This is a genomic window from Marivita sp. (assembly GCF_051859345.1).
Taxonomy (GTDB): Bacteria; Pseudomonadota; Alphaproteobacteria; order Rhodobacterales; family Rhodobacteraceae; genus Marivita.
On record NZ_JBHYFV010000003.1, the window covers coordinates 1 to 16,609 of the forward strand.

A 16,609-nucleotide genomic window follows, 5' to 3' on the forward strand; every position below is an offset into this window, starting at 1 on the left:
TGGAGCGTATCGACAGCGGCTACCGGTCGATGATGAGCGTTCAAAGCTCGCTGGTCATGTACCCGATCCACGCCTATGGCAGCGATGAGCAGCGCAAGAAATACCTGCCCGGTCTGGCGGCAGGGACGCTGATCGGCTGTTTCGGCCTGACCGAACCCGACGCCGGATCGGACCCCGGTGGCATGAAGACGGTCGCCAAGAAAACCGAAGGTGGCTACGTCATCAACGGCGCCAAGATGTGGATTTCGAACAGCCCGATTGCGGATGTGTTTGTCGTCTGGGCCAAGTCCGAAGCGCATGACGGCAAGATCCGGGGATTCGTGCTCGAGAAAGGTATGAAAGGTCTGTCGGCGCCAAAGATCAACGGCAAGCTGTCGCTGCGTGCATCGATCACCGGCGAGATCGTGATGAAGGATGTCGAGGTCGGCGAAGACGCGCTTCTGCCCGGTGTCGAAGGCCTGAAAGGTCCGTTCGGCTGTCTCAACCGTGCGCGCTATGGCATTGCGTGGGGCGTGATGGGGGCCGCCGAAGACAGCTGGCACCGCGCGCGTCAGTATGGCTTGGACCGCACGCAGTTTGGCCGCCCGCTGGCGCAGACTCAGCTGTTTCAAAAGAAACTGGCCGACATGCAGACCGAAATCACACTGGGCCTGCACGCCGCGCTTCAGGTCGGTCGGATGCTGGACGCCGGCACCGCAGCACCCGAGGCGATCAGCCTGATCAAACGCAACAATTGCGGCAAGGCGCTCGATATCGCACGGCACGCCCGTGACATGCATGGCGGCAACGGGATCATGGCGGAGTACCACGTCATGCGCCATGCGCAGAACCTTGAAACGGTCAACACCTACGAGGGCACGCACGACGTACACGCCCTGATCCTTGGCCGCGCGCAGACAGGGTTGCAGGCGTTCTTCTGATGTCTGCCCCACTGGAAGGTCTGAAAGTCCTTGAATTGGCCCGCATCCTTGCCGGGCCGATTGTCGGTCAGACATTGGCCGACCTTGGCGCAACCGTCATCAAGGTGGAAAGCACCACGGGCGACGACACCCGCACCTGGGGTCCACCCTTCATCGACCGCGAGGGCGAGGACACGCCGTCAGCGGCGTATTTCTACAGCTGCAACCGGGGGAAATACTCGGTCACGGCCGACCTCACGACCGAGGAAGGCCGCACCTTTGTGCAAGACCTCGCCCGCGATGCGGATGTGCTGATCGAGAACTTCAAGGTTGGCGGCCTGGCGAAATACGGGTTGGATTATTCCAGCCTGTCCGCCGCAAACCCCGGCCTGATCTATTGTTCGATCACAGGTTTTGGCCAGACCGGCCCCTATGCCGACCGTGCCGGGTATGACTATCTCATTCAGGGCATGTCCGGTCTCATGTCGATCACCGGCGACCCGAATGGCGAGCCGCAAAAGGTCGGTGTCGCCGTAACCGACATTTATACCGGCCTCTATTCGGTGATCGCCATTCAGGCGGCTCTGAGCGCGCGCGGCAAGACCGGGCATGGCCAACATATCGACATGAGCCTGTTGGATGCGGGGACGGGAAGTCTTGCCAATCAGGCGATGAACTTTCTGGCGACCGGGAAGTCGCCCAACCGCATGGGGAACCAACATCCCAATATCGTGCCTTACGAAGTGTTTCCGGTATCAGACGGCGACATCATCATCGCATCGGGGAATGACGCGCAATATCAGCGCCTGTGCGGGGTTCTGAATCGGAGTGACCTTGCCGATCATCCGGACTATCTGAGCAATGCCAGCCGGGTGAAGAACCGGGACATCCTTGTGCCGCTTCTCAAGGCCGAAACCGCGAAATGGACCAAGGCCGGGCTTCTGGATGCGTTGAAGGCGGTCAAGGTGCCGTCATCGCCGATCAATACGGTGGGCGAGGTGTTCGCAGACCCGCAGATCATGCACCGCGACATGCAGATCGCCCCTGAAGGTGTCCCTGGTGTCCGCACCCCCATCACCTTCAGCGCATCGACTCTTGCGTTGGACCGCACGGCACCGTCGCTTGGGGCGCATACCGAAAAGGTGCGGGCGTCCGGATGGGCAATCAAGGACTGACCCCCCGGTCTTACCTTGTTCAGGTCAGCCGCAGCCCGCGATCCCAAGCTGTTTCTCTTTGACGAACCTCTGTCCAACCGCGCCGCCACCTGCGCCAGCTTTTTGTCCTGCGTGCCGATGGAGAACATGCACGGGCGGTTGCCCGCATTGATCGCAGGACGCGCCTGATCCCGCCGACATAATCCGCACCAGCGTTTTTTCCAATGTTGGGCTTGATGTGAGGTATATTCCTCGTATCGCCATCTATCCAATGATTTCAAGGGCGAATGGCGGACCGAGGAGGACTTGAGCTATTATTTAAAATCAGCCACTTAAGAGAATAGTTTCCATTTTTGCGCACAAACTAAATCAATGGCTTACAAAGCAGTTTGGAAACCGATTTTGCGCTGAAACCACCTGTGCGACGCATATCCCGTTACCAAAACCGATGAATCCGCCACGACCGTCTCAGGGATTTGTCTTGCCGCTTCATCCAAACTCTGGTCCAGATCCTCTTGCGGTATCCCCATCACTGAGTTGCCATTCTCGACCAGCAGGTGAACCATCATTGGGGTGATCAGTTGGCCGCCAATTCCACTTTCCGTGAGTCTCAGCCAATCTTTCGGACGTAGAGTAACAGCTTGCATAAACCCCTCACACCAATCCATGGCGATCACATGTCCCTCGGGAGCTTGCCAGAAGATGGGTTCCACCTAGGGGGGATCGCTGCTCAATCCCTCGATGATGTTGAGGAAGATGACGGCAATGCTTTCCAGTGCCCAACTGGGGACATCCTCAGGTGCACCACCCAAGGCCACAGGCATCCATTCCTCGGTTGGGATTGGGACAGGAGAACAGGCAATCCCGTGAAGAAAACCATCCAAGTCCGACTGCATCATACAGTCATCTGGGGACTCATCCGATGACAGATAGGCGTCCAGGTCTTCGAGGTCAGTCATTGTCTGGATGATCTGTCAGCGCGTTGCGAGATAGTCGGCAGAGACATAGCCAGAAACAGATGGCGCTTCGACCAGAGACACCCGACACCACAGCTGGCTTGCTTCGGTAATGCAGTCACGGCGAATGAGTTGTGTTCCATCTGGCAGACCCAAGATCACACGAAAGCCAAGTCCCGGACCTGCACGGAGCTTCAGAAGCTCATCAGCCCCGGCACCCACAACCACTGTGCGACTGCCAAGATTGCTGCTACATCCCGCAACCAGAACAAGAACGAGAAATGCGGATGTGACTGTGCTGCGCATCATGTGATCTCACCACTTTAACAGGCTTGGCAAATAGCAGACTGGCTGCCGTAGGTTAAGAAGGAATGTTCAGCCACACGGAATCCATGTGGTCCAGAATATTTGCAAAAATCAAAGCAAGATTCATGGCATGCAGATCATCTGTGGCTAAGGTCGAGGGTACTTCCCTGACGAGCAACATTCAGCAAGACCCGATCCTTTGTTTGACGGAAGACTGACTGCAGATCGGTCTCTTGGGGCCCTGTGCGCGTCTCACAACCCCTCAAACCAGTCCGCCTGAATGCTCACCTCTTCGATCATCCGAGTTTCGACACCCAGGCGATTGTCCTTGAGAAGCTCGCATAGCCGGTCCCCGTCGATCAGGTCAATCGCGATGGCACCGTCTCTCGTCGCCTCATCGGACGCCTGGCTGGTGAAATGACCGGTCGTGATGAACAGGCCCTTGTCGGCACGCCCTTGCAGCGCTCCCCTGAAGTCTCGGATTTCCTTTGATCCCACACTGCCCTTCCAGCGCTTGCACTGGAAATAGACCTGGAACGAAACAAGGTTGACCCTGAGAACGCCGACGCCATCGATGCCACCATCGCCCGACTTGCCACGTACCTCGACCTTGACGAACCCGGCCTCCCGCAAGAGCCTTTGGGACAGCCGTTCAAACGCATCAGGTGGCATTTTGCCCAGAACACCGAGGAGAAGGGATTTCCAATCCTCTTCGTCCTCCGGGCCATCATCCGCCAAGACCTCGATCTCGCTTACCTGAGTGGTCTCGGCCTGCTTGGCGGCAAGCCGTTTCTGACGGGCCCTCTCACGCTCTTCCAGGGTAACCTGGTCATAGATCGCTCGGGTGCCGCCCAAACTCGAAATCGCTGACCCGGCCTCAGTCAAAGCCCAGACCCCACGGGACGAGTTATCCAGAGCATCGCCGCGCTTGAGGTAAGTTCGCGCCCAAGCGAGGTAGTAGTTCACCCGCGTGCGGTTATCATCACGCGGCATGGTGAAGGCTTGTTCAGCTTCTGTCACGCCTTCCAGTTCGATGACCTTCTCATCGAGTTCCTGGATGGTGGCGGAGCCTCCAAGGTCCTTGAGAGCCTCGACGGTAACCAGCATCATGCCGGGTAGGTCCGGAAGGGTCTCAGCATCAATTTCAAAACGTCTGGTCATACCTTGCCTCACGCCGCATAGCGCCCCTCTTCAACCTTCTCGGCCTGTCCAAGGGCAGCAAGGCTGTCGAGCAGTGGTTGCACCGAATTGGTCCGGGCGCGCATGAAGCGGCGGGCGATCTGTTCCGGGGTGGCCTCGCCCATCTCGGACAGCGCTTCTCGGACAGCGGCGATCTGGTCGGGGAGGGTTTTGGGCCAGGGGGCTTTGTCCAACTTGACGACGAGGCCCACATCGAGTTCGGCCTGTTTGCCCTTGCTTGCCTGTGCGCCGGTGGGGTTCTGGTACTCGGGGCGGAGCCAGCGGATGTGGCCCTGCGCCTCTTCTTCGGCGCGTTCCTTGTTCAGGGCGACGAGGCGAAAGAGGATGTCTTCGTCGCTCAGCTCCACGGGCCAGCCATAGGCCTCTGCCACGGCGACGTCGATCTGGTCGTGCAGGTCCTTGAGGATGCCGATGAGGCCTTGATCGTAAATATCGCGGTCCTTGCCCTCGATGGTGTCCCCGGCGCGGAGCTTTTCCAGCACGTTGTACATCTGAGTCAGGGTCAGTTTGGGGTGGGCGGCCTGCTGACGCTTGCGGTGGGCGTCGAGTTCCTCACCCAAGGCGCGGAGGTGGGTGCGCTGGTCGTCGGTGAGGTCGGGGAAAGGGAAAGGGTTGAAGCACTGAGCGTGATTGTAATTTGCATCATTGCCTACGCCTAACCAAGCTCCAGCGGCGATTGACCACGTCACATGAATACGTGACGAGAGGACAGCGATTGTTTCTGCGCTGTCCAAACAAACTGCGATAAGTTTTGCATCGGGAAGGACATCACCTTCTAGGAATCCGAAGACCCGATGCTTGGCGGTCCGACACGTTCCGATGTAGCGCTGCAAACCCGAAAGCGATTGCCTCATCTTGCTTCGCGGTTCCGCGAATATCCAATAGACCTCCTTGTAACTCAGGCGTTTTTGCTCATCTCGCTTTGGCTTCACCAAGTCCATTATCTGCTGAAACAAGTCTGGATGGTTAGCTTTTGCTTCTTGTTGCGAGAGGCCCCAGAAATCAATGATTAAACCGGGTTCAGTAGCCGCCAAAAACTGCTTGCCGTTAATGTACCTTTTTAGCGTACCGTCGCGCAAAGCGTTCTCGTACTTGGCACTCTCGCTTTGTGCGACTCGAAAACCTTCGCCCAATGGAGTGACGCCTTGATATGCAAGGTCGCTGTTAGCCGCGAGAACTGAAGCGCTGGCAACATCGGCACCTATCTGCAAGTTCGTAAAGATCTTGCCTACTCGATGTTCAAACGTGACCGGTGTTCCATCCGCCTCACTGATTTCTCGTTTTCCCTCGATTGCAACAGTCAGCAGTCGCCCCGCCCTGTTGCCCGCCGCTCCCACGGTCATGGCGATCCGCACGGCAGCGCCGAAAAGCGTATCGACCCAAGGGTGATCGGGGATGGCAAACAGGATCGACAAAGGCTTTTTCGGGTCGTTCAGATGCGGCTCCAGCACGCGGCGGTTGAAGGTCTGGCGCAGAGAATTGGTGGTGATCAGGCCAAAGCGGCGGGTGCCCTTACCCTTCTTTGAGTCATATGCCCGCGCGGCCAGCGCCGCCTTTTCCCACCAGAACATCACCAGATCGGCACTTTGCGGCATCTTGGGGTAGGCGTTCCACAGCGCCTCAACATACCCATCACCCAGATTGTCGCGCATTCGCTTGTTCCCAATAAACGGCGGGTTGCCAACGATGAACTCCGCGCTTGGCCAGACCGTCGGCTTAGGCTTGGCATAGTCATAGACCTGCACGCGAGCCTCGGGGTCCGGCACCTCTTCGCCGGTCACGGGATGGCGCTGGGTGGTCACGCCATCCCAGCGCGTGACCGGGTTGCCGTCCGCATCCATGCGAGGGGTCCGGTCGGACCATTCCAGCACCGCATCGGCGTTGCGGATATTCTTGAAGTCTCTGAGCACGGGTTCGGACGGCGCGGCAGTGCCGTGGGTGCGGTAGTGCCATTGCAGGTACCCGATCCACAAGACCAGCTCGGCCACGTTGGCGGCCCACGGGTTCAGCTCGATACCCAGAAACTGGTGTGGATCAATGGTAATGAAATCGATCTGCTCCTCGCCCAACTCTTTGAGGAGGGCTGTCACTTCACCCTCCAGCCGCTTCATCATCTCCAGTGCGACATAGAGGAAGTTGCCTGATCCACAGGCGGGGTCGAGCACGGTGGTCTCGCAGAGCTGATGGTGGAAGTCGCGGACCAGCTTGAGCGCGTCGTCGGGTTTGCCATCCTCGGTCAGGCGTTGAACGGCGGCCTGCACATCGCGCCAATCCGCCCGCAGCGGGTCCATGATGGTCGGCGTGACCAGCCGCTGCACATAGGCACGCGGTGTATAGTGCGCCCCCAGCTTGTGGCGCTGGCGTTTGTCCAGCGCCCGTTCGAGCAGCGTGCCAAAGATCGCCGGTTCGACCTGTTTCCAGTCCGCCTCGGCGGCCTCGATCAGCAGACCCAACTGCAAGGTGTTGAGCGGCAGGGCGTCGGCTTCGCGGAACAGGCCCCCGTTGAAGCGCTTGAGGTCCTGCATGAGCACCTGGGAGAACCCGCCCGTGTTCATGGTCTCCCACAGCCCCCTGAGCGCCGGTTCGGCATGTTCGGGGTGGCCCCGCAGCTTGCGCAGCAGGTCTGTGAAGCTGCCGCGCGGGATCAGGTCCACATCTTCGGCGAACATCGAGAACAGGCAGCGCATGAGGAACCTAGCCACAGCTTCACTGTCGTGGCCCTGACCCTCGAAGCTCTTGCCCAGCTCGGCGAGATGCGCGGCAATGTCGCGTGTGACCTCAGCGGCCTTGAGCGAGGGGTCGAGACTGTGAGGCTCGGTCCAGATGGTGCGCAGAAGGTCGCGGGTTTCCTCCTTGCGCAGGTCTTCAAGGGGAATGCGGTAGCGGTTGCCATCGGGGAACTGGTTGTAGCCCTGACCCTGTTTCGAGAAATCGGCATAAAGCTCGATCACATGGCCCACGTCCACGATCATCAGGAAGGGTGGCCAGCCATCCTCCTTGGCCACCGCACGGGCGTAATTGTCCGCCTGGTTGCGCGCCTTGAGCATCGTATCGTCGAATCCACGTGTTCCCCGCCGCCCGTGTCCCTGTTGCTTGGGTGCCTGGTCGTCGCCCAGCAGAGACAGCTGGTCGCGGTCTTCACGACCGGGCTTGTGGCTGCCTTGCTTGGCCTCCAGAACGAAACACCCACGCCGGTAAAGGTCGATCCGCCCCCGGCGTTCCCGCCCGGTGTGGGTAAAGGTGACAGGCCGCTCGAAACGGTAGTCGTTGTTCTGACCTTCGGCATCGGCGACTTTGACCGGGTCCACACCCAAAAGCTGCACCAACTCGCTGGCAAAGCTCTGGAAATTTGCCATCTCATTGCCGCCGGATGCCTGCCAGCGGGCTACGAACTCATCCAGGTCTGTCGGCGTGACGCTCATCTATGTCCCGAACCCTACAACTTTTGGGAGAAGCCTAGTTTGGTGCCAGACACATCACAACGGTGTTTTGCCACGAAGCGTTGAAAATCAACGAATTGAACAGCCTGCCCGCCCCGACATCACCTGGCGGGGCACTCAACTGTTTCACCCATCCCCACCCACAGGAGCCACACATGCCTCACCCCCCTGACCAAGGGCCGACGCCCCCTGCCCTGCCGAATGGCCACGACCGTCCCTCGCTGCCGCCTGCTATGCCACTCACGGTCGATGACATGTTGATGGGTGGGCTTGCCATCGATGCCTGGTTGAAAGTGTCCCGGTTCGGCATGACCATCGGTGACGATGCCACCATCTTCGACAGCATTCCGGTCGAGCTGCATTTTGCCGAGGTGCAGTATTGCTTTGGTGTCCGGTACGGCAACCCCGCGATCTATTCTCGGAGCTACGATCATGTCACCGACACACGAGGCCGATACTGGCACGAGGTCCTGCGCCTTGCGCGGGAGGTCGATCCGGAGGCAGCCGAGTTCCCCACCGCAGACGTGCCCTTCGTCTCTTGCCGCGCTCTGCGCGACCGCAGAGGGGACCTCTTGGCGGATGAGGGCGATGTCTTGGGCCATTCCATCTCGATCACCGGCTGGAAGTTCTTCCAGAGGTTCCTGCGCACCGCCCAGCGATCCGGGATCGACATCCACGTCGGTGCGGTTCGGCTTGACCTTGGCTTTGAGGCGCAATCCAACCAGAAAGGCGACTGGGGCGTGCTGACCTTCTCAAACATCCAGAGGCTGAAATGACGACATTCGGTCTGATGGGGGATCCCCACCTCGCAAAAAGCTTTGTCCACGGCGTGCCCCTGCATCGTCGGGGCGACCGGGAGGCCATGATCTGGGAGGCCTTCACAGCCAATCTGGAGTCCGCTGAGGCCGATCTGCATGTCTGCACGGGAGATGTGTTCGACCGCGCCATCGTGCCCTACGACGTCCTCCTGAAGGCCGCAGACATTTATCGAAAGGTGGCGTCCGAGAAGCCCCAGACCCGATTCGTCATCCTGCGTGGCAATCACGATCACCTCAAAGACCTGGAGCGGGCTTCGGCCTTTGATCTCTTCGCCCGATTGGTCTCCGATCTGCCCAACATCACCATCGTCACCGACCCGGTGATGATCGAAGGCTCCCTCTTTGTCGGCTATGATCCGATCATCCCCCTGACGGATCGGATCACCGAGGACCATCGCGGCGCAAAGGCCGCCTTCTTCCATGCCGAGACAGAAGGCTATGGCACTGACTTCAACGTGATTCCGTTCGGGAAGCTGGCTGACCTCAATATCCGAGAGGTCTTCAACGGCCACGAACACAAACCTGCGCGGTTCATCAAACAGGGCGTGGGTGTGACGGTTGTCGGCTCCCTCCAGCCATTTTCCCACGGCGAGGAGAGCGATGATGCGCTCTACGTAACCCTGCCCCTGTCTGACCTGGAGACTGCCGGAGACCTGAGCAACAAATCTGTGCGGGTGTTGCTGGAACCCGGTGAAACGCTGGACCAAGAGATCGACTGTCTGCAGCTGACCATAAAGCGCCGGACCGAGGCTGAAGCAGAGCTTGGCGAGGTCACGCTAGGCGAGTTCGACATCGACGCCCTGTTCAAGCAGGCCTTTTCCGAGGCACATGTCTCCGAAGGTCTGACCGACACCATGCTGCATCGCTTCCATGAGCGCCGCCTGGCCGGGGAGGTGTGAGCATGCTGACATCGATCTCTTACTCTGTCAGTTTTGCCACCACGGGCCGAACCCTGGAAGAGGACATCACCTTCCGTCCTGGCTTCGGTATCCTCACCGGGGCCAATGAGACAGGCAAATCCTTCGCCGTCGAGATGATCCGCTGGTGCCTGTTCGGCTCCGCTGCCCTGAGGGGCAAGATCAGCGACTACAAGAAAGCCACGGCCCGTCTGGCCTTCACCCTGAAAGGTGAGGCCTATGTCGTCGAGCGAACAGCGTCCAACGCGACCTTGTATCGTGGAACGGACGAGATTGCGGTTGGCACCAGCCCAGTCAATCGGAAGATGTGCGAACTCTTTGGCTTCGGTCTCGATGTGTTCGACGCCTCCTGCGTGGCCCTGCAAGGCGAGATCGAGGCGCTGGGGCTGATGAAGCCTGCTGAGCGCAAGAGGCTTGTGGATAGCGTCATTGGGCTGGGGGTGATCGAAGAGCTGGCCAAGTCAGCCGGTGACGAGGCCAACGCCCTGAAGCGCCGCGCCCGCGACCTCTCGGAAAACCTGCGCGATCCCGAGCCGCCGGTCCCGCCCGAGGGTTATCGCCCCTTGGCAGAGCTCGATGGGGAGCTGGCAAAGCTGTCTGCTGCGCGAACCCGACTCGATCACTTGCGCGGTCAGACCGCCGAGGTGCGGGACGCACCTGTCCCCCCGGTCGAGACCATCACGACACCGGCTGTCGATCTGGAACGGCAGGCTGATGAACAGGACCAGCTGCGCGCGCGGCTGCGATCTGCAGAGATGGAGCTGAGCGCCCTGCCCGCCCCCTCGCCATATGGCGAGGAAGAGCTCGCAGAGATGGACGCGCAACATGTCTTGTATCAGCGGTGGTTGGAAAAAGACCGCCTGCTGTCCCGCGCCCCCGATCCGGGTGTGACGGTCAAGACCGTGGAGGCCGCCATCGCCTTCCAGGAGGCCCAACATCTGCGACAGCGGATTGCCGATCTGGACGCCAAGGGGGTACATGTCTGTCCGTCCTGCCAGCATGAATGGCCGATGGAGGCCGCAACAATTGACCAGCTGAAGACCGAGCTTGCACCTCTGGCTGATGTCGAGAAGCCTGCAGGTCTTCCACAGGACAGACGGGCACTGGTGTCACTCCTGCGGGCCGCACAGGCCTGGGAGGACATTCAGGCTGACCTGCAACCGCTTGCGGAGGTCACGCCCTGTGACCGCCCTGTCCTCTCTGCAAACGAGATCGAAAGCCATCGTCACCGGAACGGCTTTGCAGTACGCCGGGACGAACTGACAATGGCGGTCGAACACCTTCAGTCAAGCCTGAAAGACGTGCCGGATTACAGGTCGCTCCTGCGGGAGCGCCAGCGGTTCGAGGACCAGCTCGTCTTGTACGAAACGCAGGTCCGGGCACACGCGACGTGGCTACACGCCTATGAGGTCGCAAAGGCCGAGATTGTGGACTTGTCAGACAGGGTAAAGGACTATGCCCACCTTGCGGAGCTGCGGAATGCCGTGGCAATCCATGACACCCTGCGCAGGCGTTACGAGACCGATCTGAAGGCCTATACGGAAAGCATGGACGCGGTGAGCACCATTCTGGACGAGGCAGAGGATTGGGACCGCGCACGCCAAGCATTGGCAAGCCTGAGGTCCATGGTCAAACAGCACTTGATGCCCTCACTCAACACGGTCGCCAGCCAGTACCTGGCCCAGATGACGGGAGGCGAGCGGTCGGTCATCCATGCGGATGAGGACTTCGCCATCACGGTGGATGGACAGGCGCTCAACACGCTGTCTGGCTCCGGCAAGGCCGTGGCCTGTCTGGCGCTGCGTCTTGGACTCGGGCAGGTTCTCACCCAGGGTGTCTTCCCGGTGTTCATCGGGGACGAGATCGACGCCAGCATGGACCAGAACCGCACGGCCAATACAGCTGCCCTGCTCGACAGCCTCAAGAGCCGGTTGGGCCAGATACTCCTGGTGACACACAAAAGGTCCGAGGCAGATTATGTGGTGGAGATGGGGGAGCGGTAGCGATACGGAGCGAACGGACGGGGGCAGCATGACAATCTTGAAACGGCTTTGGTGGCCCCTTACCCTCTTGGGCGTCATCTGGATGGTTCAGGTCGTGAACCTGATCACAGGTTATGCGCTCAACAGGTGGTTTGGCTTGCTCCCTCGGAGCTTCAGCGGGTTGGACGGGATCCTCTTCATGCCCCTTCTTCACGGCTCAGTGGCCCATGCTGCTGCCAACAGCGTGCCTTTGGCCGTTCTGGGCAGCCTGATGGCGACGACAGCCCACCGGGTTGCCTTGGCATCATCCGCCATGATCGTTGGCATTGGAGGGCTTGGCGTGTGGTTCTTTGGCAATACAGCCATCCATATCGGAGCCTCTGGTCTGATCTTTGGATGGTTCGGCTTCCTCCTGGCACGGGGACTCCTTGAAAAAAGGCCGATCCCGCTGTTGATAGCTGTCGGAGTTGCCGTGGTCTATGGAACCATGCTCTGGGGATTACTTCCGGGCCAGCCAGGTGTGAGTTGGGAAGCCCATTTGTTCGGTACCATAGCGGGTGTGGCTGCCGCGCATCAAACGCGGAGCGTCACCCCACGCAGATAGTGCTGGGGATGGTTGGAACGGCCCTTTGCTGCCATTCACTCGATGATCGGCATGCTGCGGCGCGGCCCGTCAGACCGGACATTCGCCACGAGTTTAATTTGTTTGTGTCGCGAGCTCATGATGCAGGCACTTGGAAGGAAGGTCGCCGGCGTGACTTCAGCACCTAATTTAGCTGGAAGGACGCTGCCCGGCACCATATCTTGCAATCATGAGTACAAATTTTTATCTCCCGCGCACACTCCTAGACGACAAACAAAGCTACAGTGAAGCCCAGCTTCTTGCAGGACAGCGCTTTATCGTCGTTTTGGCGGAACCTGGCGGAGGCAAAACGAGCCTGATGGAAAGCTTGGGAAGGCAAATGAAAACGCCTGTCCTAACAGCTAACCGCTTTATCCATACTGGCGTCGCTGGAAAGGGCGCACCACTTGTCATTGATGCTTACGATGAATTGGCAAAGGTTGACGCCAGCGGCATCGACAAGCTGCTTGCAGCCGCGCTTTCCGCAGCCCCTTCAAAGCTACTAGTTTCCAGTAGATCAAGCGAATGGGACAACTCAGCTAATAGCGTCTTTAAGGACTATTTTGGCGAGACGCCCCTTGTTGTGCGGTTGACTGAATTCACTGAAGATGAACAGAAGAGAATCTTTGAGAACTATATTCCAAGCGAAGATTTTGACGCTTTCCAATCCGAAGTTGCGAAATTTGACCTAGAGGCGCTTCTACCCAATCCGCAATTTCTCAAGCTGTTTGCAGACGCATACATTGAGAGTGGTCGTAAATTTTCCGACAAACGATCAATTTTCCAACAAGCGCTGGAAAGACTGGCCAAAGAAGCCAATGCTAGTGTGAGAAAAACTAGCGGTTCTGTGTCTGCCACCCAGAAGGCGCAAGCAGCATCGGAGGTCTTTGCAAAACTGTTAATGTCAGGTGCAGAAGGCGTGACAACCGGTGAGGCAAGCGAAGACGCTCTTTATCCATTCATGGAAACTCTGGTTGCGGACGTAGGCCGCAAGCAAACGATCCTAGCAACCCGTATGTTCAAACCGGGTGAGACTGTCGACAGTCATCGGCCAGTCCACAAGATCATCGCAGAGTATGCGGCAGCGGACTACCTTACAAAACGAATAGCCGACCCAAGTGACGCGCTTACACTTGAGCGATGCTTGCCAATCATAGCCCCAAACTCAACTGTACGTGATGAACTACGAGGACTTGTTGGATGGATGGCTTCGCTTGGAAATAAGCCCACACAAGACGCTGCCATTGACCTCGACGCTTACGCTGTTCTTGCGAACGGTGATCCATCGCAACTGGCCTCAACATCAAAGCGCCGCCTTGTTCGGCGTTTGAAGGACGTTGAGGACCAAGACCCGTATTTTCGTAGAGGTGACTTCTGGAGGCGTTTTAGTATCTCTGGCTTGTTCAATGCAGAAGTCGTTGATGAGGTTAGACCTCACATTTCCCCGCAATTAGACGGACAGTTTCGCGACCTAATTCTTGAAATGCTGGAAGGCTCGCCAGCGACGTCGCAACTGTCTGTTGAGTTGAGTGCGCTTTGTCTTTCGACCGAAGCAAATGAACATACGCGTGTCATGGCGGCTATGCTGTTGCTGGCAACTCCGGGATTTAGCCATGATGCCAACTTGGCTCAGTTGATCTTCCAAGCCGATCCCGTGCCTATGAAGGTAGCTGCAAAGCTAATCCAACAGTTGGGGGTTTCTCAATTTTCGATCAGCTATCTGACGGGCTATCTACGTGTCTTTGCAAACCTGTACCCACGAGCGAGACGGTCCAGTGAACGTGTGATTGGCGCTAGGTACTTTTTACGTAACCTTATCAAAACACTAGACTACAAGCAGACCACAGACTTGCTTGACTCTCTGTCGGCGGAATTGACGTGTAAATGTGGTCAGACAGCCCATGATTGCCACTGTCGAAATGGGACCAGCAAGATCATCGGGTTATTGTTGGATCATTATTGCGAGGTCAGCGACAAACCGTACGACCCAAAGCGTTTCTGGGGTTGGGTAAAGAACCTAAATTTCCATAGCTCTATGTCGCCAGATCGCTCAGCATCTGTCCGATTGCTGAAGGATGACGACGAACTTCGGCAAGGTATCATGCAAGTCGCCTTGGGCCAAGAGACCGATGCGGAAAGCATTCGAGAAATCCGGCTTGAGCAGTTTGAATGGCAATCCCACTCTGGTTTGCATTTCCAACCCAATGACTGGGAGTTCATGGCTGACCTAGCATTCAACAGCGATAATGTTGCACTGTGGAGTGAGTTTCTTGCCACCCACAACCACCATCGTGAACCTGAGCAACGCGGCCCCGATAAACTCCGCAGCAAAATGCGAATGCAAGCCAAAGAAAAAAGGACTTTTCTGGAGGAGTGGACGAAAAGAAATCGGAATTATCGACAAATGATGCGTGAGCATCGTGCTAGAAGATACTGGTCCGAAAGGAGGTGGAGGAGGCGCGATAAGGCCGTTGCAGATGCGAACCAAGCATCGTTGCTTAAAGATAGGGAGCTGATTGAGAACGGCAGGCACTGGTCATGGCTTTATCGGATTGCAAGCCTCTACCTGATCCAGCCAAATGATCTAGAGGAAGAGCTTGGCGGGCATGTCGATCACGAGAAAGCGTTGAGGAATTGCTTTGACTTTCTCGCTGAGTACGTTCCTTCGCTACAAGATGTCGCGCTTGGCAACTGGCACAATGTGGCTCGCGTGTTGCATGCAGCCTGCCTTGCCGAATTTCGAGCAACAGGGAAAATATCCCACATTTCGAAAGACACCCTAGAGATTGTGAAAACTGACCTTGGTAGTTATCAGGGTATCTCCGAAGAGGAAGCGAACGCTTTTGAGACCACAATCGACGTAGAAATTCTTTCGAATATGGCCGATTTGGAAAGCTTCTTGCGTCGATATGTCGAGCCCCAATTGGCGCAAGGAACCAAAGGCCACACCAACTCAAGCTGGCTTGGATACAAAGAGGAGTTCCACCCACTCCGAGCAAAACTGTCTATTGACTGGCTGGCTCGCTATCGAGCGCTTCCCTTCCACACTTTGGATACGCTATTCAACATCGCGGCAGGGTTTGCGGATCGTGAGCGGCTTAAGGAACTTGTTCTCGAACGCTGCGCCGAATTTATGTTTTTCTGGCCAAATAAGACTGAAGACGAAGAACTTGAGCAAAGGCGAGAGTTTTGGTTCCTGCGTGCGCTGTATTTCATCCCTGCGTTACCGGAAGTCTACTTTGATTGGCTTGCAGCAGACAAAGATACGGTTCTCGCAATCTATGAGCGGAGCGGACGAGGCAATCGCATCGACTATGAAGCGTGGCCAAGCCTGACCTCTTGCAAAGTCGAGGCCATTCTTGATGCGTTCATTGGGGTTTGGCCAAAAGTTCCCTTACCCGGCAGCCATGGCTCGGAAAGTCCAAAGGGTGAAAAAGCTTATCGTTGTCTTGCTGAACTGGTGTGGTCAATTTCCAGCGATCATCCTGACGCAGCAATACCCGTGTTAAAACGCATGATCGCTGATAGTCGTTACGCTGATATGGTCAAAGACCTCAAAAGCATACGCACCGCACAGACGAGAAAGAAGTTTCTTGCAGATTTCACCCCACCGACGCCACGGCAAATTGTGGAAATGCTAGACCACGGCGCGGTTGTAACGGTCGATGGGTTGAGAAAGCTCGTGCTGCACGAACTATCGCAACTTCAAGCTGCAATAGACGGTGGAGAGTTCGATACGGCAAAGCTTTTCTACGCTGGAGATAAGAGGCTAGATGAAGAACCGTGCACCAAGATCATTGCTGAACGGCTAGACCTGATACTGAGGCCTCAAAGCATTACAATAACTCCAGAACACCATCTAAAGCATGATAAGCGCTGCGACTTTACGGCTGGAAAGCTCTTAGGCAGCGAAAGACGTCTGCTTGTCACCGAGGTCAAAGGGCAATGGCATTCAAAGCTGTACGAGGCTGCTTCTGAACAATTGAATAACTTGTATGCGATCCACCCAGATGCAGAAAAACAAGGAATCTATCTTGTCCTTTGGTTTGGCGAGAACGAAAAAGTTGCAGGAAAGAAGAGACACGGCATCAAAAACCCGATCGAGCTAAAACGTAACCTAGTAGCCGAAATCCCGCTAGAGCTTCGAGGCTTACTTGATGTTTTCGTTTTGGATATTTCTAGAAAGTAAGAAGCGCATCGATATATTTTTTTGAAACCTTTTTTTGCGACCATGTGCTATCGGAAATACGCTCCAACTTCCTCCCTACCAAGAATCCCGCTAATGTAGGTCAGCTTCTACGGGTGACCAGGACTG

11 protein-coding genes and 1 pseudogene are annotated in these 16,609 nt (G+C 57.1%); 8 read left to right on the forward strand and 4 right to left on the reverse strand.

Annotated elements, in window-relative coordinates; all coding sequences use genetic code 11:
• The 3 genes from ACTIEN_RS02830 to ACTIEN_RS02840 all read left to right on the forward strand — a co-directional run.
• Positions 1–920, forward strand: a 920-nt coding sequence (locus ACTIEN_RS02830; protein ID WP_439521597.1) for an acyl-CoA dehydrogenase family protein, incomplete at its 5' end; no start/stop codon positions are given.
• Complete coding sequence (locus ACTIEN_RS02835) at positions 920–2,074, forward strand: CaiB/BaiF CoA transferase family protein (RefSeq protein WP_439521598.1); 1,155 nt, start codon at positions 920–922, stop codon at positions 2,072–2,074. The genes ACTIEN_RS02830 and ACTIEN_RS02835, both read left to right, overlap by 1 nt.
• Positions 2,075–2,089: 15 nt before the next feature.
• A complete protein-coding gene (locus tag ACTIEN_RS02840; protein ID WP_439521599.1) occupies positions 2,090–2,242 on the forward strand; it encodes a hypothetical protein in 153 nt (50 codons plus the stop codon).
• Positions 2,243–2,430: 188 nt separating this feature from the next.
• Here the strand turns inward: ACTIEN_RS02840 and ACTIEN_RS02845 are convergent.
• The 4 genes and pseudogenes from ACTIEN_RS02845 to ACTIEN_RS02860 all read right to left on the reverse strand — a co-directional run bounded on the left by ACTIEN_RS02845 (position 2,431) and on the right by ACTIEN_RS02860 (position 7,937).
• Positions 2,431–3,012: pseudogene (locus ACTIEN_RS02845) on the reverse strand (YecA family protein).
• A 15-nt stretch (positions 3,013–3,027) separates the two neighbouring features.
• A complete protein-coding gene (locus ACTIEN_RS02850) occupies positions 3,028–3,315 on the reverse strand; it encodes an SH3 domain-containing protein (RefSeq protein ID WP_439521815.1) in 288 nt (95 codons plus the stop codon).
• 252 nt (positions 3,316–3,567) lie between these two features.
• Positions 3,568–4,476, reverse strand: coding sequence for a restriction endonuclease (locus ACTIEN_RS02855; RefSeq protein WP_439521600.1), 909 nt, complete (start codon positions 4,474–4,476; stop codon positions 3,568–3,570).
• A gap of 8 nt (positions 4,477–4,484) precedes the next feature.
• Complete coding sequence (locus ACTIEN_RS02860) at positions 4,485–7,937, reverse strand: class I SAM-dependent DNA methyltransferase (RefSeq protein WP_439521601.1); 3,453 nt, start codon at positions 7,935–7,937, stop codon at positions 4,485–4,487.
• Between the two features lie 173 nt (positions 7,938–8,110).
• Between ACTIEN_RS02860 and ACTIEN_RS02865 the strand changes: the two genes are divergently transcribed.
• From ACTIEN_RS02865 to ACTIEN_RS02885, 5 genes are all read left to right on the forward strand, one after another.
• Positions 8,111–8,731, forward strand: coding sequence for a hypothetical protein (locus ACTIEN_RS02865; RefSeq protein ID WP_439521602.1), 621 nt, complete (start codon positions 8,111–8,113; stop codon positions 8,729–8,731).
• On the forward strand, positions 8,728–9,672 hold the full coding sequence (locus tag ACTIEN_RS02870) for a metallophosphoesterase (RefSeq protein WP_439521603.1): 945 nt from the start codon (positions 8,728–8,730) through the stop codon (positions 9,670–9,672). Before ACTIEN_RS02865 ends, ACTIEN_RS02870 begins: the two co-directional genes overlap by 4 nt.
• Positions 9,673–9,674: 2 nt before the next feature.
• On the forward strand, positions 9,675–11,693 hold the full coding sequence (locus tag ACTIEN_RS02875; protein ID WP_439521604.1) for an ATP-binding protein: 2,019 nt from the start codon (positions 9,675–9,677) through the stop codon (positions 11,691–11,693).
• 28 nt (positions 11,694–11,721) lie between these two features.
• Positions 11,722–12,276 carry a rhomboid family intramembrane serine protease gene (locus tag ACTIEN_RS02880; RefSeq protein WP_439521605.1) on the forward strand — a complete coding sequence of 185 codons (555 nt, stop codon included), beginning with the start codon at positions 11,722–11,724 and terminating at the stop codon, positions 12,274–12,276.
• Positions 12,277–12,484: 208 nt separating this feature from the next.
• Positions 12,485–16,483, forward strand: coding sequence for a hypothetical protein (locus tag ACTIEN_RS02885; RefSeq protein ID WP_439521606.1), 3,999 nt, complete (start codon positions 12,485–12,487; stop codon positions 16,481–16,483).
• The last annotated feature ends 126 nt before the right edge of the window (positions 16,484–16,609 follow it).